General features: G+C 31.0%; 19 protein-coding genes. 18 read left to right on the top strand and 1 reads right to left on the bottom strand.

The window, feature by feature from the left end; all coding sequences use genetic code 11:
- Positions 1-9: 9 nt before the first annotated feature.
- From fliW to KHA87_RS12790, 18 genes are all read left to right on the top strand, one after another.
- Complete coding sequence (fliW, locus tag KHA87_RS12875) at positions 10-447, top strand: flagellar assembly protein FliW (protein ID WP_213094569.1); 438 nt, start codon at positions 10-12, stop codon at positions 445-447.
- Positions 447-674, top strand: coding sequence for a carbon storage regulator CsrA (gene csrA, locus KHA87_RS12870; RefSeq protein WP_213094568.1), 228 nt, complete (start codon positions 447-449; stop codon positions 672-674). The genes fliW and csrA overlap by 1 nt, the downstream gene beginning before the upstream one ends.
- Before the next feature lie 151 nt (positions 675-825).
- Positions 826-1,641: a flagellin N-terminal helical domain-containing protein gene (locus tag KHA87_RS12865; RefSeq protein ID WP_213094567.1), complete on the top strand. Its 816-nt coding sequence runs from the start codon at positions 826-828 to the stop codon at positions 1,639-1,641.
- A 95-nt stretch (positions 1,642-1,736) separates the two neighbouring features.
- Entirely contained in the window at positions 1,737-3,659 is a 1,923-nt protein-coding gene (locus KHA87_RS12860) for a tetratricopeptide repeat-containing glycosyltransferase family 2 protein (protein ID WP_213094566.1), read from the top strand.
- 38 nt (positions 3,660-3,697) lie between these two features.
- Positions 3,698-4,756 carry a glycosyltransferase family 2 protein gene (locus KHA87_RS12855; protein WP_213094565.1) on the top strand — a complete coding sequence of 353 codons (1,059 nt, stop codon included), beginning with the start codon at positions 3,698-3,700 and terminating at the stop codon, positions 4,754-4,756.
- A gap of 99 nt (positions 4,757-4,855) precedes the next feature.
- Positions 4,856-6,337 (top strand): hypothetical protein, encoded by a 1,482-nt coding sequence (locus tag KHA87_RS12850; protein ID WP_213094564.1) that lies wholly within the window; start codon positions 4,856-4,858, stop codon positions 6,335-6,337.
- A 145-nt stretch (positions 6,338-6,482) separates the two neighbouring features.
- Positions 6,483-7,454 (top strand): glycosyltransferase, encoded by a 972-nt coding sequence (locus tag KHA87_RS12845; RefSeq protein ID WP_213094563.1) that lies wholly within the window; start codon positions 6,483-6,485, stop codon positions 7,452-7,454.
- 117 nt (positions 7,455-7,571) lie between these two features.
- A complete protein-coding gene (locus KHA87_RS12840) occupies positions 7,572-8,714 on the top strand; it encodes an ATP-grasp domain-containing protein (RefSeq protein WP_213094562.1) in 1,143 nt (380 codons plus the stop codon).
- Positions 8,698-9,468 carry a class I SAM-dependent methyltransferase gene (locus KHA87_RS12835; protein WP_213094561.1) on the top strand — a complete coding sequence of 257 codons (771 nt, stop codon included), beginning with the start codon at positions 8,698-8,700 and terminating at the stop codon, positions 9,466-9,468. Before KHA87_RS12840 ends, KHA87_RS12835 begins: the two co-directional genes overlap by 17 nt.
- 6 nt (positions 9,469-9,474) lie before the next feature.
- Positions 9,475-10,410, top strand: a complete 936-nt coding sequence (locus KHA87_RS12830; RefSeq protein ID WP_213094560.1) for a glycoside hydrolase family protein — start codon at positions 9,475-9,477, stop codon at positions 10,408-10,410.
- Positions 10,411-10,611: 201 nt separating this feature from the next.
- Positions 10,612-11,745 (top strand): DegT/DnrJ/EryC1/StrS family aminotransferase, encoded by a 1,134-nt coding sequence (locus KHA87_RS12825; protein WP_213094559.1) that lies wholly within the window; start codon positions 10,612-10,614, stop codon positions 11,743-11,745.
- Between the two features lie 34 nt (positions 11,746-11,779).
- Positions 11,780-12,673 carry a glucose-1-phosphate thymidylyltransferase RfbA gene (gene rfbA, locus KHA87_RS12820; RefSeq protein WP_213094558.1) on the top strand — a complete coding sequence of 298 codons (894 nt, stop codon included), beginning with the start codon at positions 11,780-11,782 and terminating at the stop codon, positions 12,671-12,673.
- Between the two features lie 51 nt (positions 12,674-12,724).
- On the top strand, positions 12,725-13,714 hold the full coding sequence (rfbB, locus tag KHA87_RS12815) for a dTDP-glucose 4,6-dehydratase (RefSeq protein WP_213094557.1): 990 nt from the start codon (positions 12,725-12,727) through the stop codon (positions 13,712-13,714).
- A gap of 560 nt (positions 13,715-14,274) precedes the next feature.
- Positions 14,275-14,637, top strand: coding sequence for a flagellar protein FlaG (gene flaG / locus KHA87_RS12810; RefSeq protein WP_213094556.1), 363 nt, complete (start codon positions 14,275-14,277; stop codon positions 14,635-14,637).
- 15 nt (positions 14,638-14,652) lie between these two features.
- On the top strand, positions 14,653-16,728 hold the full coding sequence (fliD, locus tag KHA87_RS12805; RefSeq protein ID WP_213094555.1) for a flagellar filament capping protein FliD: 2,076 nt from the start codon (positions 14,653-14,655) through the stop codon (positions 16,726-16,728).
- A 19-nt stretch (positions 16,729-16,747) separates the two neighbouring features.
- A complete protein-coding gene (gene fliS, locus KHA87_RS12800; RefSeq protein WP_213094554.1) occupies positions 16,748-17,152 on the top strand; it encodes a flagellar export chaperone FliS in 405 nt (134 codons plus the stop codon).
- On the top strand, positions 17,152-17,499 hold the full coding sequence (gene fliT / locus KHA87_RS12795) for a flagellar protein FliT (protein WP_213094553.1): 348 nt from the start codon (positions 17,152-17,154) through the stop codon (positions 17,497-17,499). Before fliS ends, fliT begins: the two co-directional genes overlap by 1 nt.
- A 126-nt stretch (positions 17,500-17,625) precedes the next feature.
- Entirely contained in the window at positions 17,626-17,901 is a 276-nt protein-coding gene (locus KHA87_RS12790; protein ID WP_213094552.1) for a late competence development ComFB family protein, read from the top strand.
- A gap of 162 nt (positions 17,902-18,063) precedes the next feature.
- Here KHA87_RS12790 and KHA87_RS12785 read toward each other — a convergent pair whose 3' ends face one another.
- Positions 18,064-19,758 (bottom strand): PAS domain S-box protein, encoded by a 1,695-nt coding sequence (locus tag KHA87_RS12785; protein ID WP_213094551.1) that lies wholly within the window; start codon positions 19,756-19,758, stop codon positions 18,064-18,066.
- Positions 19,759-20,048: the final 290 nt, after the last annotated feature.

Here is a 20,048-nt window from a genome sequence, read left to right as displayed (position 1 = left end):
GTGTGTAAGATGAAGATAAGAACTAAATATCACGGGGAAATAGAAATAAAGAATGAGGAAATTTGGCTGTTTAATAATGGCATACCAGGATTCCCGGCTGAAAAGGAATTTATTCTTTTACCATTACCCGATAACGATGTATTTACCATTCTTCAATCTGTTAAAACAGCAGAAATTGCTTTTGTAATTACGGATCCATTCTCTTTTTTTCAAAACTATGAGTTTTCAATCGATGATCAAACACTCGAACAATTGAAACTACAAAATGAAGAGGATGTACAGGTATCAGTTATCTTAACAGTGCAGGATCCATTTGAAAAAACGACGGCAAATCTACAAGCGCCTGTTATATTTAATGTAAATAATAAAGAAGCAAAGCAAATGATTCTAAATGATAAACAGTATACAACTAAGCAATCACTTTTCGGTCCAAGTGGGGTGAAATAATGCTTGTCCTTACACGAAAAAAAGGTGAATCCATCCAAATTGGAGATGAAATTGAAATTACTGTTTCTGCTATAAAAGGAGACCAAGTTAAGATTGCTATAAACGCTCCAAAAAATATCGAAATACATCGTAAAGAAATATATATTGAAATTCAAAAGGAAAATGCAGAAGCAACAAAGGAAATTAAGAATTTATTCGGAATTTTAACTCCATCAAAAAAAGATTAAAAAAATATCAAAAAACTATTAAACCTCCTCGAATCCTGTCGATATAAAGTATGTAAGAGATAAAGGAGAGACCGGCCGGATCTCTTTTATCGAATATACTAAAACAATGGTTCACAAGGATGTGAACCAACAATTCAAGGAGGAAAATAAAATGCAAATTAATCACAATCTTGCAGCTTTAAACACACTTAACAAATTAAACGTTGCTTCAAATGCACAGTCTAAATCTATGGAGAAATTATCTTCAGGTCTTCGTATTAACCGTGCTGGAGATGATGCAGCTGGTCTTGCAATCTCTGAAAAAATGCGTGGACAAATCCGTGGTTTAGACATGGCTGCTAAAAACTCTCAAGATGGTATCTCTTTAATTCAAACTGCTGAAGGTGCATTAAATGAAACACATTCAATCCTTCAACGTATGCGTGAATTGGCAGTTCAAGGTGCAAACGATACTAACGTAACAGCTGACCGTGATGCAATTCAAGATGAATTAAATCAATTAATGTCTGAAATTGATAGAATTGCTAATACAACTGAATTTAACACTCAAAACTTATTAAAAGGAAAATTCTCCGGAACTTTCCAAATTGGTGCAAATAAAGACCAAGTTATTAATGTAGCAATTTCAGGTATGGGTGCTGGTTCTTTAGGACTTGACGCTACAAAAATCTCAGTAGGAACAAACAAAGCAGCTAATTCTGCTATCAGTGCGCTGGATAAAGCAATTGAAAATGTATCTAAACAACGTTCAAAACTGGGTGCATACCAAAATCGTTTAGAGCACACTATTAATAACCTTAGTACTTCTAGTGAAAACTTAACAGCTGCTGAGTCTCGCGTTCGCGATGTAGATATGGCTAAAGAAATGATGGAACAAACTAAAAACTCTATCCTTTCTCAAGCTGCACAAGCAATGCTTGCTCAAGCTAATCAACAACCACAAGGAGTACTTCAATTACTTCGTTAATTATAATTTAATTAGTGATTCTATAGAAATATCGTGCTTGTATTTTTTAAGCACGATGTTTTTATTAGAATCATTACACTATGGGGGTACAGATTATGAAGCAAATTTTATCTTTATGTATGATAGTAAAAAATGAAGAAAAAGTTATCGAGCGATGTTTATCATCGGTAGGTAGTTTAATAGATGAAATAATAATTGTAGATACAGGTTCAACCGATAGGACAAAGGAGTTAGCTTCTAAATATACCACTAAAATATATGATTTTGAATGGATAAATGATTTCTCTGCGGCAAGAAATTATGCAGCTTCAAAAGCAAGTGGGGAGTGGATTTTGGTTTTAGATGCTGATGAGTATGTTGATGAAGAGAACCTTAAAAGTTTTATTGATGATTTAAAGGGAAATAGAGAAAATGTTGATGCTTTTTCTGCAAAAATTATTAATTTTACTGGAAATTTTGGTGAAAATTTATTACAAAATTATCATGATAGAATTTATAAAAATAATGGAGAAATTAGCTATTATCGACAAATTCATGAACAATTTAAAAATAATAATGATAAACCGATTAATATTAAACATTCAAGATTGGTGATTTTTCATTCTGGATATTTAAATCAAACAGTAAGTGAAAAGGACAAGAATTCACGCAACAAAAATTTGCTTGATCAAGAAATGAAAAATGGTCCTATCAATGCATTTGATTATTTTAATTATGGAAATGAATACTGCTCAATTGGTGAATATTCCAAGGCATTGGAAGCCTATTTAGAGGCATATAAACAAAAAGTAGACTTTAATTTATCTTGGGTTTCAACAACATTAATTCAAATTGTAATTTGCTTGATAAATTTAAAAAGATACAATGATGCATTGAATGTAATTGAAGATGCAGAAAATATTTATGATAATTCACCGGAATTTCCTTATTTAAAAGGAGAGATATTTTTCTTAAGAGGTCAATTAGAAGATGCTAAAACTGTATTCCTTCAACTTACAAATAATGGTGAGAATTATAACCATATAATTTTTAGACCAGATTTAAAAGATCAAAGACCACATCTTCGTCTTGGAGAGATATTCCTTCAACAACAGAATTTTAGTGGTGCTATTTTCCACTATACTAGTGTATTAAATATAAATAATAATCATAAAGAGAGCATTTCAAAGGTCATTTATATTTTGAACAAATTTCATACAGTGGAAGAAATTACTGATTTTCTGTATTCAAATAATTTGCTTGGTGCAAATAATATTAATGATTATGTAAGAGCATGCTTTGAAGCAGGAAATCCCGCATTAGCATCTAGATTAATAGATAACGATTCTGTAGAACACAAACTATTAAATAAATTAGCTATTTTAAAAGATATTGTCATAAATAATAGAGGTAATATAAATAATGTCAGTGAGGTTTTTGAGCTAGATTTATTCCGAAGTCTAATAAATTCTAACTGGATCAATATTGTTGATTTATTATTATTGAGCAATTTTAAAAACGAATGTGAAAAACTAACAATAGCATTAAAACCATATGAAGAAAATAATGAATATAATGCCTTACTTAAACTTATGAACGGAGAAACTTGGGATGAAACTATTGACGAGAGCTTAATTCAGTTACTAGTACAAAATCTTATTTTGTATAAAAAACATGACAATTGCTCTTCGGTTCTAAATAATATAAATCATCTTAAAGGAAAAGTAATCTCAAAGATTGCAGCAATTTTATATTCTAATGGCTTCAAGGTAGAAGCTTTACAATTATATGATAAGAGCGATTGGAATTATTTTGATGAACAAGATTTTATAAATATTATTAATAGTTTAATTGAGACTAAAAATATTGACAGTGCAATTGAAATAGCGAAGTACGCAATAATGACCTATGAAACTGACTTTAGATTTTACAAATATATCTTAGAACATTCAAGGGATCTATCGTTGGTTAAGTCAACTTATAAAAATGCGAATGAAGTTTTTATGGTAAGTCGTTATTTAAAGGAATTTATGATTTAAGCTTCATTAACATTTTGGAAATAGAAAGTAGTGGTCAATTGAAAATATCATTGGCAATGATAGTGAAAAATGAAGAAAAAAATATTAAAAGATGTCTAGAGAGAGTAATGGATCTAGTGGATGAAATGGTTATTGTGGATACAGGATCCACTGATAATACGATATCTATTCTACAACAATATTCTGATGTTAAAATACACCATTTTAATTGGGTGGATGATTTTGCAGTTGCTCGTAATTATTCAATTGAACAAACTACAGGAGATTATATATTAGTATTAGATGCAGATGAATACATCATTGAAGGGTCTAGGGAAGATTTAGAATCAATCATGCTTACAAACTCTATAGGTAGAATTCTCATTAAAAGTCATTTTAAAAAAGACAATCAAATTCATTATGCAAAAGCATATGTATCTAGATTTTTCCCTAGAAATATTCGTTATAGCGGAGCCGTTCATGAGCAACTTGAGAGTAATTATTCTAGGGTAGATGCTAATTTGAAAGTCATGCATAGTGGATATTTCGAAACAAATAAAAGCCAAAGAAATATTCCGTTACTATTTAAAGAAATAAAAAAAGATCCAATGGATGGATACTATTTATTTCAACTAGGCAAAGAATTAAGGATTAGTAAAAAATATAAAGAAGCATACCAATTTTTAAAAAGAGCTTATGAGTTAACAACAGAGACAGTTTCTTATTATGGTGAATTAGTTGTAGAACTAATTAATTGTGGTAAAGAATGTAATATTGAAGAATTATTTGAAATTATTAAGCAAAATGAAATTGTATTAAAAAATATCACTGATTTTCATTTTGCTAAAGGTTTATTTTACCTGGATTATAGCTTAGGTTATCAAAATAAATCACACGACCTGCTTCCTAAAATAGAAAGAAGTTTTTTAACATGCTTAGCATTAAAAGATCGGTTTCACATAGAGTATGTTCAAGGAACAAGTAGTTTTTTAGCTGCATATAACTTAGGTGTATTTTATGAAGTTACTGGTGATTTAAAAAAAGCTTCTAAGTACTATGGGCAATCTGCTGAACTTGGGTATGAAAGGGCAAAATATCGGTTAGGAATATTAGACTAAGATAAAATTGAGAATTAGAAACTTTTAAAATTATGATAGTCATTTTCTTTTATTGTATAATACAATTTTTGAACTTTAATATATAGGAGTCGATACAAGGTGTTTTTAAAAAAAAAGAAGAAAATAATTGATTTGATGGATACAGTTTCTGAAATGGTAGAAGTCTTATGTAAATTAAATAACCAGGTTAGCTATATAAAAGATTGTTTGATAGCTATGGATGCTATTTATTTCCAAATAGAAAAAGAAGAAACTCAACCCGAAGTTACAATGAGAATAATAAGAAATATCCAAAATTTATTAAATGAATTTTTGTTTAACATTAATCGAATAAATGAGGAGTCTGTATCAGATCTTAACACACAGATATTTTTATTAAAAAATACGTTTCAAGAAGAAGTGCCTACAAAATTGAATGTTGTTTTCTTCCCTTATAAAGTATCCATGTGGGATAGTTTAGAAACAATTTATTTAGCTGCAAAAGAAGACAAAGATTGTGTAACTCATGTTGTTCCAATTCCATATTATCAACTATCTCAAAATGAAGCGATACCAACATATGAAGGTGACCGTTTTCCTGAAAATATATCAATAACTCATTATCGAGAATACAATCTTGAAGAACAGGATCCTGATATAATATATGTCCACAATATATATGACAACTATAATACCCTTACTCGAGTTTATGAACAGTATTTTACATCTAATTTAAAAAAGTATACTGACATGCTAGTTTATGTCCCTTATCACACGCCTCATTTCATGTATCGTAATGAGGAAAGGAGATTATTAGGTTATAGTAGCCCCGCTGTGATAAATGTGGATAGGATTATTTTAGCTAATGAAATGGTGAAAGAAGCTGCCATTGAAGATGGATTACCGGAGGAAAAACTTTTGGTTCTCGGTTCTCCAAAACTTGATAAAATGGTATATGCTTTAAACGAGGAAATTACTTTTCCAATAGAATGGGGAGATAAAATAGAAGGAAAGACAGTCTATTTAATAAATACAGGATGTCTTTTTTTTGCTAATCGACCATTTTGGTCAATGGAAAAGCTCATAGATATCTTCAATATACCTAGATATATTGAAGAGAGTATTGTGATATGGCGTCCGCATCCACTTACTGATATATCAATAATAAAATATAAACCCGAATTCTATAATTACTATCTTGATTTAAAAGATAGATTTAAAAATGATAAAAACAACATCTATAGTGGTGTTATTATTGATGAAACAGACAATTATATTCCAGCTTTAAAAGCTGCCGATGTGTTAATTAGCACGGACGGTTCATTACTTCGTTCGTATTTGTTAACAGAGAAAAAAGTAATGTTCTGGGATGAAAATAAATGGCATAATTCTTCTCTTCCCAACTCTGTTCTGCCATCTGATGTGTTTTATTATACTTTTGACAATTCTGAACCGTGGTATGAACTCGCTAAAAAGTTTTCAAATGGGTATGATCCATTGGAAAAAAATCGAAAAGGAATGGCTTCTAAGATCTATGTAAATCTAGATGGATCTGCCGGTGAAAAAATACATTTTGCTATAAAGAAAAGCTTAGTATTTTGACAATATAGAGTTTCTGTACTATTAGTATCCATTCTAATTAAAAATGTAGGTTTAGTAGTTACCAGGTTTGGATATTCAAAATCAAGTAATCTTGAAATCAGAATCTCTGTTGAAATAATGGAATGGGTTACTTTGGAGGAAAAACATGAGCGATGTATTGGTAAGTATAAATTGTGTCTCGTATAATCACGAGGACTTTATAGCAGAGGCTATCGAAAGCTTCTTAATGCAAAAAACTAACTTTGAATATGAAATTCTTATTTACGATGATGCTTCAACCGATAGTACACAAGAAATAATAAGAAGATATGAAAAAAAATATCCCAATGTTATAAAACCGATATACGGAAAAGTGAATCAATACTCTAGGGGACTTAAAGTAATAGGAAGCATAAATAATAAAAGAGCTAGAGGTAAATATATTGCATTATGTGAGGGAGATGACTATTGGACAAATCCCTATAAACTTCAAAAACAAGTAGACTATATGGAAAATAATCCAGAATGTACTTTATGTGCTCACACTGTAGAAAAAGTGAGTGTTAAAAATGAGAAAATAGGGTATGAAAGACCATATGATAAAAGTACTGTATGTCCGATATCAGATATGATTCTTGGTGGGGGGTATTTTGTTGGAACTGTATCCTTATTATTTCCAAGAAAATTAATGGAAAATCCACCTGAATTTTATTATCAATCACCTGTAGGGGATTATCCATTACAGATAATTTTATCAAGTAAAGGATATACGTATTTTATTGATGAAGCGATGGCCGCTTACAGAGTAGGTGGAAAGGGAAGTTGGTCAAAAAAACAAAGTACTGGAAAAGATAAAAGAAACAAACAAATAAAACATGCAAATGAAGTAATTAGTATGTTAAAGCAATTCAATAATTATACAAATTATGAGTACTCCGAAGACATTAATAAAAAGATAAAATACTACGAATTCAAGAATGCTATAGTACAGAGAGATTATATAACTATAAGGTCAAATGATTTTTATAACATACTAGATATAAAAAAGAAGTTTTCTGTATTTATAAAGATGATATTTCCGAACTTTTACCAAAAAGTATATAAGGAATATATAAAATATTTATTATATAGTTCTTAATGTTGAACGATGAATTAAATAGTTCGTTTATAATTTATTTCATTTTTTATAGTTTTTTACTTACATTAATTATTTTATTTATGTAAATGCGGGAAAATCAAGCAAGGAGCTCAAAAAATGCAAAGTTATAAAAAGTTAATACTTGTATTTTCAGGTTATAATCAAAGAGCAATAATTGCTTTTTTACGTACATTAGAATATAAAAAAATTGATTATGCTATTATTGCAAAAGATAAACACGATGAAATATTTTTAACTGATTATAGTGATCATGTTTTTGCTATACGTAAATCTATTCCTCTAATATTAGATGATTTATTAATGTCAATTAATAAAGTAAGGCAAAAGTATAAAGAACATGAATTTATTATTGCCCCAACAACAGAAGCATTAAATAGGTTTTTACTCGAAAATAAGGAAGAATTCGAGCAGGCTGGGTGTACAATTCCTTTAGTTAATAAGGAGTTATACGAAAAAATATCAGATAAATACTCGTTTGGGAATATATGTAGGGATTATCTAATTGATACACCATATGAAATTGATATTGAGCAGAATATTTCATTTCCAATAGTAGCGAAGCCTAAACAATATTTTTCTTCTATTAAAAATAAGGTATTCTCACCAATTATATTAAACGATGCAAATGATTTCGACCTATTTAAAAGCAAATATCCTATTGATGATTTCTATTATCAAGAATTTATAAGAGGTAAAAGTATTTATTTATTATATTATTTTCATAGGGATGGAACAATTTATAAATTTTCTCAGGAGAACTTAATGCAACAACCAAAAGGTAAATCTATGTTAGCTGCTGTTTCTTCGAATTTCCATAATTCCCTAGAATCCGAGAAATTCGAGAGATTATTTAAAGATTTAAACTACTTTGGTTTAGTAATGGTGGAAATGAAACAATACGAGGAAAAGAATTATATGATAGAGGCAAATCCACGATTTTGGGGTCCTTCACAATTTTTTGTTGATGCAGGAATTAATTTTTTTGAAACATTTCTGCATGACTTTGGAATATTAGAAACAATCAATTTGCCTAAAAAACCAATAAATTCATCTGTAAAATATTTTTGGTTTGGAGGATTGTCCGAAGCACTTACAAATTATCATGAATTAGTCTACCATGCTTATACAGAAAATGAATTACTTCAAACATTACATGAATGGATGAAGTACGATATATATAGAAGAATTGATACGAAATCAATATTTGTAAAGGAGCTTTATGGTGATAGAGGAAATTAAAAGGTTAAAGAAACTATATTCCGAATCGAGTAAGCACTCAAATTATCAAATATTATCTAAAAAACTTTCCAAAATAATAGATGATAATGATATACAAGTTAAAACAAGATTTGAGGAAGAACGATTAGAATATATATTAGAATATATAAATATTAAAAATAAGTCTATATTAGATATTGGTGGGAATACGGGTTTTTTTTCCTTTGAAATGATAAATAATGGCGCAAATAATGTACATTATTATGAGGGGAATAAAGTACATTCTGACTTCGTAAGACTTTCAGCAGATATACTTAATATTAAAGATAATATTAAAATTTCAAATGAATACTTTAAATTTGATGAAGCAGGAAACTTAAATAAAAGGTATGATCTCATCCTTCTATTAAATGTATTACATCATGTTGGTGATGATTATGGAGATAAGGGATTAACGATTAAAAAAGCAAAAGAGTCTATTATAAGACAATTAAATAGTTTATGGGAAATGACAGAATATATTGCTTTTCAATTAGGTTTTAACTGGAAAGGAAATAAAGAGCTGGGGTTATTCAAAGAAGGTACAAAAGAGGAAATGATAAGGTTTATCAAAAAAGGAGTAATTGGGTACTGGGAAATAATTAAAATTGGTGTTGCGGAAAATCAAAATGGAATTATTAAATATTACGATCTGAATCGAGAGAATGTTAATAGAATTGATCAGTTAGGGGAATTTTTAAACAGACCAATTTTTATAATGAAATCCTTGAGGTGAATTATTATGCAATGGATAAAAAAAGGTCTTTTATTTAATGTAGAAAATATATCTGATTGGGCAAATAGCCACTGTCATAAACCAACTCCATTAATATTAGATGATAATACGCTAAGAGTTTATTTTGGTGTTAGGGATAGAAATAGTAAAACAAGAACAACGTTTGTTGACATAGATATTCAAAATATTGATGATTTCAAGGTGAAGTATTTTCATGATAAGCCAGTAATAGATTTAGGTAAAATTGGTGCATTTGATGACTCAGGGGCTAATGTCTGCTCCATTTTACGCGTAAATAATAGTATTTATATGTACTATATTGGATGGAATCCTAGTACTACTGTTCATACAAGAAATGCAATTGGAGTAGTGGTCAGTGATGATAATGGAATGACTTTTAGAAGATTATATGATGGTCCAATTCTTGACAGGAACAAAGAAGAACCATACTATACCGGTGCAGTCGATGTGATTAAGCAAGGAGATTTATGGAAAATGTATTATACTTCAGGTTCTGAATGGAAAATGATTAATGGAAAGCCTGAAATTAAATATCATATTAAATATGCAACTTCTCATAATGGTATAGATTGGACAAGAAATAATATTGATTGTATTTTACCTAATTATGATATGGAAGCTGTAGCACGTCCTTCTGTTATATATGATCAAGGTATTTATAAAATGTGGTTTAGCAAAAGGAATATAAATGGATTTAGATTAAACTCTGAAAAAAACTATAGAGGCGGATATGCGGAGTCTGATGATGGAAAAAGGTGGATACGTAAAGATGAATTATTTGGTTTACATTTATCAGAAAATGGTTGGGATTCTGAAGCAATAGCATATCCATATGTATTTAAAATTAAAAATAGGTTTGTGATGTTATATAACGGTAATGGATTTGGTAAATCAGGGTTTGGCTATGCTGTACTTGGTTAATCGATTATATTAATGTCTGCTAAATTGTAACATTTTTATTGTGATATTTAATTTCCATATATATGACTGTGTTTTATAAACTGTATAATTATCAATGGAGTAGATTCAAACCTTTATATTAATCTGAATATTATTATCTCATTTGTTATTATCTTGCTAAAATGCCACATATATAATTGTATGATGTTAATGGGGGATAATATGACTAGTAAATTTGATAACCCAATATATGTTACAAGACCTCTTCTTCCAACCTTACAAAATGTAAATAGTAGAATAGGTGAGATATTGGAAAGTAAATGGGTTACTAATAATGGTAACCAGGTAAAAGAATTAGAAAAGCAAATAAAGATATATCTTAACTTGAATAATATTTCTCTTTTCAATAATGGTACTTTAGCATTGTTACTGGGACTAAAGGCTTTGGATCTTAAAGGAGAAGTGATAACAACACCTTTTACTTTTCCAGCAACGGTGCAAGTTCTTGATTGGAATGGATTAACTCCGGTATTTTGTGACATAGATCCAATAACGCTGAATATTGATGCAAATAAGATTGAAGATTTGATTACAGAAAAAACAAGCGCTATTCTTGGAGTGCATGTCTTTGGAAATCCATGTAATGTTAACAAGATACAACAAATTGCAGATAAATATGATTTGAAAATAATATACGATGGTGCACATGTTTTTGGTACAAAGATCAATGGAGAACCTATTGGGAAATATGGGGATATGACGATGTTTAGTTTTCATGCAACCAAACTTTTCAATACTATTGAAGGAGGAGCCTTAACTTTTAAGAATGAAGACTTGAGTAGAAAGTTAGATCTGCTTAAAAATTTTGGTTTAACAAGCTCTGAGGAGGTTGTATTATCTGGTTTAAATGCAAAGATGAATGAAATACAAGCTGGTATGGGACTTGAGATATTAAAATTAGTCAATGATGAAAGAATTAAAAGGCATAAAATAAAAAAAATGTATGAAAATCAACTCCAGGGTTTACCTGGTATAAGGGTTATAACAAATTTGGAAAGTGAAAGTAGTAGCTATCAATATTTTGTTATTGAAATAGACGAATCTAAGTTTGGACGGTCAAGAGATTATATTTATAATGTTTTACAAGAAAATAATGTATTTGCGAGAAAGTATTTTAGTCATTTATGTAGCAATTATAATTGGTATAAAAGTATACCATCGGCAAATCCTGAAAATCTTCAATGTGCACATAAGGCTGTTAGAGAGGTGCTTTCGATGCCTTTTTATGGAGAATTAGAACTAAATGACGTAATTAAGATATGTGATATATTTAAGGAAATTTATTCAAATTCATAATATAAGAAATAACTCAAAAAATAGGTGATCTTTAATGAAAGGAATTATCTTAGCAGGTGGCTCCGGCACTCGTCTTTATCCATTAACTACAGCGATATCTAAGCAAATGCTACCAGTATATGACAAACCAATGATATACTACCCTCTTTCTGTATTGATGTTAGCAGGAATTAGAGAAATCTTAATCATTTCTACATTTAGAGATATAAATGGGTTTAAGGAACTTCTTGGTGATGGTAGCAAATTAGGTATGAAATTCGAGTATGCTATACAGGAGCAACCAAACGGTCTTGCAGAAGCGTTTATTATTGCTGAAGAATTTATTGGTGATTCTACAGTATCTCTTGTATTAGGTGACAACATCTTTTATGGATCAAGTTTTGGAAATCGCTTAAAAAGGGCTTCTGCGTTAACTAATGGAGGAATAATATTTGGATGTTTTGTAAAAGATCCAAGTGCTTATGGCGTAGTAGAAGTCGATGAAAATATGAATGCAATTTCTATTGAGGAAAAACCAAAATTTCCGAAATCATCTTATGCTGTACCAGGTTTGTATTTTTTTGATAATCAAGTAGTTGAAATTGCAAAGAAAGTAATGCCCTCAAAACGAGGAGAACTAGAAATCACATCTATTATCGAGGAGTACCTTAAACGGGGAGAATTAAAAGTAGAACTTACAGGACGTGGATTAGCTTGGCTAGATACTGGTACACATGAATCCTTACTTCAAGCATCTAATTTTGTTGAAGCTATTCAAAAGCGTCAAGGTTTATATGTAGCATGTATTGAGGAAATTGCATTCAGAAAAGGATACATTTCAGGAGAACAGCTGCTTGATCTTGCTTTACCACTGATGAAAACAGATTACGGTCGTTATTTAGTAGAACTATTAAATTCAGTTGAAAATAAAGTATTATCAACGGTCTAGAATAAAAATGGTGAAAAAATTGTAGGATCAATGTTATTGAGGTGAAAATAATTGAGTAATAAAAAAGTACTAGTGACAGGTGGAGCTGGATTTATTGGAAGTAATTTTATTCAATATATGTTAAAAAAATATCCTAATTACGATATTTATAATTTGGATTTATTAACGTATGCTGGGGATTTATCAAAGCACGCTTCAATAGAATCGCTTGAAAATTACCACTTTATTAAAGCAGATATTGCAGATAGAATAAAAATTATTCCTCTCTTCGAGGCAGAACAATTTGACTATGTTATTCATTTTGCTGCCGAAAGTCATGTCGATCGCTCAATTACTGATCCAGAAATATTTGTGCGAACAAATGTATTAGGAACACAGGTGCTGTTGGATGCATCAAGAAAAGTAGGAGTTGAAAAATTCATTCATATTTCAACAGATGAAGTGTATGGTGAATTGGATTTTGATCCTTTGACTTTATTTACAGAAGAAAATGCTTTACTACCCAATAGTCCCTACAGTGCAAGTAAAGCTTCTTCAGATTTATTAGTACGCTCATATTACGAAACTTATGGCCTACCAGTTAATATTACCCGTTGTTCAAACAATTACGGTCCATATCAATTTCCAGAGAAATTAATCCCGTTAACAATATCACGAGTTTTGAACAATCAAAAGGTTCCAGTCTATGGAAATGGTGGAAACATCCGTGATTGGTTACATGTGGAGGATCATTGTGTAGCAATCGATATAGTATTGCATACTGGAATAATTGGTGAGGTATATAATATTGGAAGTCACAATGAAAGAACAAATATACAAGTTGTAAATTCTATTATTAACGCTCTAGGAAGATCAGAAAACTTGATAGAATTTGTTGATGATCGTCTTGGACATGATAAGCGATATGCTATAGATGCTACAAAAATAAAAAATTTAGGCTGGCAGCCATCCTACACTTTTGAAATGGGAATTGCTCAGACAATTCAGTGGTATCTTCGTAACAAAGATTGGTGGCAAAAACTATTAAAATCAAAAAACTAAATAAAAATAAAATATAACCATGTTATTTCTTTTTTCATTCACTAATACACTAAAAAATCTGTTGCCTCACCTATATTAGTAAATTGAATTATTAATCCATTAGTGTACGTCTATAAGCAGATATTCTACATAGAACGACGTAGATTTTTTTAATAAATTTAAAAAAGAGAATGACCCTCTATGCCCACAATGCAATTACAATCGCATAGTATAGTGTTAGAACAATTTGAGTTTAGTAATTTGGATAAAATTATTTTAGTCCATTGATGAGGGTAAGATTATCGATTAATCATTATAAAAAAACGATTTCCTTATAGTTAATAGAGAAATCGATACTGGTATTCAAACATTCATGTTTTTATTGTATTACCTAGATAGTAAATAAAAAATTTCTTTTTTAAAAATTTACTATTATGAATCGTATTTGCTATTCTGACAAATAGAATGAGTGTAAGCATTGTATCTCTACCCTCCTAAACTCAAAATTGTAACGACTCTCCTCTTAACTTTTCCAAACTATATCCGATATTAAAAATAGAATACTAAAAGGAGCGAAAAAAATGATCGACCGAATCACTGGGGGACAAACAACTACAGTAGCTACCATTCCGTCAAATTCTGGTCAAGGAGATACCATCAATGTTAAGTCATCTGAACCAATTAATTTAAGTCCTGATAAGAAGGACGAACACTCAATTCTGAAAGCAAAGCTTCAAAAAGTTATAGATGGAATGAATGAATTTGTCCAAGCTTCAAATACCCATTTAAAATTTGAATTACATGATGAATTAAATGAATATTATGTTTCAATTATTGATGATAAAACGCAAGAAGTTATTAAGGAAATTCCATCAAAAAAAATGCTAGATATATATGCCGAGATGGAGAAACATTTAGGCATATTAGTTGATAAAAAGGTATAAAGGAGTTGTTTATATATGGTGCAAAGAATAATTGGTCTAGCGAGTGGAATGGATATCGACTCCATGGTGAAACAGCTTATGACAGCTGAAAGAGTTCCATTGGATAAAATGAAGCAGAAAAAACAAATTCTAGAATGGCAACGTGATGATTATCGGACATTGAATTCACTATTATTGGATTTTCAAAATAATACACTTTTTAATATGAAACTTTCAACACAGTTTCGAGTAAGAAATGTTGTATCATCCAATGACAATTATGTTACAGCTTCAGCTTCAGGTTCAGCATCGTTGTCCTCTACTACAATTCAAAATGTTAGTAAACTAGCAACCGCAGCTACCAAAATAAATAGTGGTTCAATTTCTGGAACAAGTAAAATTGATATTACTAAAAGCTTGGAAACTCAGAATTTTGCTGGAGGAGAAATTGATTGGCAAGTAGGTTCAGTTAAGTCACAATCTATTACTGCTAAAGCTACAAATACAGCGAAAATAGATTTGAAAGGTGAAACTCTAAATTTAGATCCCAAATATATGAACATTGAAGTAAATGGTAAACGTTATGATGTCATTACTTCGGGCGCTTCAGATCTAACCGACAACAATGTACTTGTAGATAGTGAAGGAAATCTTACCTTTAAAAATAATTTAACTGCAGGCAATGTGATTAAGGTTGATTACACAACAACAGAAAATATTACTAAGCAAACAGTGAAAAAAGATGCTACTGAAATGCAATTAAATTTGGGAAGCAATTCATTAGTTTCTATAAAAATTGGTTCTACAGTATATAAATTAAGTGGAAATGCACTGATAGATGAAAATGATGATACCAATATATTAGGGGGGATCGATAATACTGGGAAAATCACATTTTCCGCTCCCTTAGAAGAAGATACAACTTTTGAAATCCATTCTACTGAAAAATATGCAGCATTTAATATTCAAACTTTTACTACAAACAATCAACAACAAAGTAAGACTTTTTTATTCAGGGGTTCTGACAGTTTAAATAATGTGATAAATCAGGTAAATAATTCAAAAGTTGGAGTTACGATGTTTTATGATTCATTTAAAGATCAAGTGACAATGACTAGAACGGAAACGGGTGATTTTAATACAGATACATCTGGTCCCTCAAATGGTAGTGAAATTATTACTGACAACAGTGTTTTTCTGAAAAACATTTTAAAATTTGATGAAAACTCACAAGAAATCGGTGGAACTAATGCAACCTTTACTATAAATGGGCTTGAAACGCAAAGAAATTCAAATACATTTACAATAAACGGTGTTACATATACATTAAAACAAGTTTTTAACGTTCCCGACCCTAATAATAGTGGAGGAGTTCTAAATCCTGTAAATCCGGTAACACTTTCTATATCAAATGATATTGATACAGTATTTAATAATATTAAATCATTTGTTGATAAATATAATACATTAATAGACACCATCAATAAAAAGCTCACAGAAGAACGCTATCGAGATTATCAACCCTTAACAGATGATCAGCGGGAACAGCTTTCTGATAAACAGCAAGAACAGTGGGAAGAGAAAGCAAAGAGCGGATTATTAAAAGGGGATTCCATTTTATCTAGTGCATTAACCCAAATGAGAACTTTGTTATATCAACCAATACAAAATTCAAGCGTTTCTTCTAAATATAGTCAATTAGCTCAAATTGGAATTACTACTTCTCCGAACTTTTTAGACGGTGGAAAATTGGTAATTGACGAGGCGAAGTTGAAAAAAGCTCTTACAGATGATCCTTCTTCAGTGGAAAAAATGTTTACTGCAACTGGCGATAGTACATCTTCCCAAGGACTTGCTCAAAGATTATCCAAAGCGGTTTCTACAGTTATGAATCAAGTAAAGGATAAAGCAGGAAGCGCTACATCAACCAATAAACAATTTTCTATTGGGAAAAGCTTAGATAATTTGGCTACTCAAATACTCGATTTTAATAATCGTCTTACCCAAATAGAAAACCGATATTATAGTCAATTCACTGCAATGGAAAAAGCAATTCAGCAAGCAAATAGTCAAGGAACTTATGTACAGCAAATGTTTTCTAGTGGAAGGTAATAAAAAGGAGTGACTCTCTATGGCAGTAAATAACCCTTACCAGGCATATCAAAATAATTCCGTCACCACAGCAGCACCTGGTGAGCTAACATTAATGTTATATAACGGATGCATAAAGTTTATAAATCTAGGAAAAACCGCTATAGAAAAAAAGAATATTCAAGAAAAGAACACCAATATTCAAAAGGCACAAAATATTATACATGAGCTCATGGTTACATTAAAAATGGATTATGAAGTTTCCAAGAAAATGATGTCTCTATACGATTATATTAACAGGCGTTTAATTGAAGCGAATTTAAAAAATAATATTGCTATATTGGATGAAGTCGAGGAGCTTGTTATAGAATTCCGCGACACTTGGAAAGAAGTTATCCATCGTAACCGCCAGCAGCAATACGGCGGTAAAGGCGGACAAGCATAATGAATGCTGTTGAAGCGTGTTATGTATTAACAGAAGAATTAATTACTGTATTAAAAAAGGTAACATCCGACAGCCGCGATAAAACAATTGAAAGTATGCAAGAGTTGCTCGCCAAAAGAGAGCAGCTTCTGCCTTTAATTAAGCCTCCTTTTTCGGAACAGGAAGCTTTAGTTGGCAAAAAGTTAATTGTGCAGCAGCAAGAGCTTGACCGTCTACTATTAAATATAAAACAAGATATTCAAAAAGATATGAATGGGTTAACGAAGAAAAAGTCGTCGATGAAGAGATATATTAACCCATATGAAAATATGCAAACGGACGGATTCTTCCTAGACAAACGTAATTAAGTAAGTGTTTCAATAAAATCACCTGCAATGGGCTAGGTGATTTTTTGTATACAAATTCCATCTCTTACACTATAATTACATTTATATATTAAGCTATGGAACCCAAGTAATCCACGGAGGTAACCGATGCCTATCTACAATGTAATGGAAGAAATAGTGAAAAATGTCTTGGATGAAAATATTGAGCAGCTTCACTTACCTTGTACATGTGAAAGGTGCCGAGATGATATTCAGGCTATTGCTTTGAACCAATTGCCTCCGCATTATATCGCTAATCGGGAAAGAAGTCCGTATATTCGTGCCGGTTATACAGCTGATCGTCAAGGGGCAACGAATATTTTGAGTGCGATTATTAAAGCTTCTAAAATAGTTGGACAAAATAGAAGATGCCAAATAAGCTAAGTTCATAATATGTGATAGAAAAAAGCAAGAGTGTATCTCTTGCTTTTTTAGTTTGAGCATTTTTTACACTTTTCTTAAAAAAGTTTATTCCTTCATTATCAAAAATCGGGCAATTACTTAGTTTTTCGTTCGAAAAAGCAAAAAAGTTTATGAAAAGAGCTTTTACATATGACTATAAATCTGAAAATTATTTCTTCCTTTTTCTTTGGCTGCATACAGTGCCATGTCTGCGTGCTTCAGGAGCTCTTTATGATGTTGATGATACGGCGGATAAAATGCAATCCCGATACTTGAGGTGGTTTTAAAGATATGGTCCTCAATTTTCCAGTTTTTCTGTAAAGATTTGATTATTCTGTTGGCTATTTTGATGACATCCTGTTGATCTTGGATATTTGGGAGGAGGATAGCGAATTCATCCCCACCTAAACGGGCAAGAATATCATCATCCCGCAAACAATGTCTTACCCGAGCAGAAAAGCTTTTGAGCAGCTGGTCTCCCGTATCATGGCCCATCGTATCATTTATCCATTTAAATCGATCAATATCAAGAAGCAAAAGTGCCATTGTAGTTTGACTATGAAAGGCTTTATCCATCTCTTCCGTTAATTTATGGAAAAAATGCCTTCGATTCGGCTGTCCAGTAAGAAAATCCGATAATGCATCATTCTTTAGCTTTTCCTCGTATTTCTTGCTTTCCGTTATATTTCGAGCTATAAATAAAATCCGGTCGACCTCATTTTTTTCGTTCATAATTGGTGAAGCAATCGTATGCATCCATAAATACTCCCCATTTTGATTTTGTCTTTGATAGATAAATGAGGCAGGTTCAGCTGTATGAAGTATTTTCTGTATAGTATTTTTCAAAACTACTTTACTTTCCGGATGCATTCCGATAAAAATGGGTTTGTTCAAAGTGTCCTCAGGTCGAATCCCAAGTGTTTCAAAATGAGACGGTGAGCTATAAAGTACGATTCCTTCTGGATCAATAATCTTTATTAAATCAGATGTATGCTCTGTAATTAGCCGATACTTTTCTTCGCTTTCCTTTAATTCATTAAAAATTTGTTTTAGCTCGGTTATATCCTTATAGACAGCAACGCCACCATCCCAGTTGCCGTCATGATCACAAAGCGGAGAATAAGATGCGAGCACATCAATAATCTGTCCATCCTTTGTGAGCCGTTGAACCTCGTGGGAAGGGATGGTTTGTCCTGTTTTAAGAGCATGAATGATCATATTTTTTAATTCTTTTTTTCCCATGTCGGGTATGATGCTGATAGATGGATTTTCTAGGATTTCCTCCTGCTTCCACCCAAATAATTTTTCAAAAGCTAGATTCGCGCTCGTGAAATTTTCCTGTGCATCAAAGGTAAAGATAGCATCGGCCGTGCTATTAAAAAGTAGCTTGAAATGGTCTGTTGCCATTTTAAGCTCTTTTTCCTTTTGCTTTTGGAGTGTAATATCCCGAACAATAGCAAGAATGTGAGTAGATGCATTACTACTGTCAAACACTGGTGTAATAGTTGTTTCATAGTAGATTAATCTTTTACCGTTCGTGCCAATGATAGCCTCCTTTTCAGAAGGAATCTCGAATTTTTCAACATATTGAAGAGGGCTTTTTTTCTTTATCGCCTCGTCGTATTTTTCCTTAATGAATGAATACATTGGAGATGGGAGAACTTCATTCATCGTTTTTCCGTATACATCAGAAGTAAGGCCAGTAAAGGAACTGGCTGCTTCGTTTATAAACAAATAACGATAATCATCATTATTTTCTATTTGTGTGATGAACAACATATCGGACATACTGTTAAAAATGTGAAGAAATAAATCAAATATTTTCTTAACGTCATTCATAGGAATCGATACTTTCCTCTCCATTTTTGTCTTTTGTAATGATTTTAATATAAAACATTCGACAAATAAATACATACTTTTTGAATTAAAATGCAGTAGTTTGTAGATTTGTGTTAGATTAATTCAATTTATGTCGAATTTTGTATTATTTTATTTTGTGAAGGAATGGTGAATTGGGTCGAGTTTTCTCTTTATATGAAGTAGTATTTTTATAGATATTATAGGAATTAAAGTTTTTTTGATGGACTTTACTAAAACTGGAAGAATCATTTCAGTTTTGTTTTCATAAG

This window comes from Bacillus sp. FJAT-49736 (genome assembly GCF_018343615.1).
Lineage (GTDB): Bacteria > Bacillota > Bacilli > Bacillales > Bacillaceae_C > Margalitia.
This window is presented reverse-complemented; position numbering and strand designations above follow the sequence as displayed.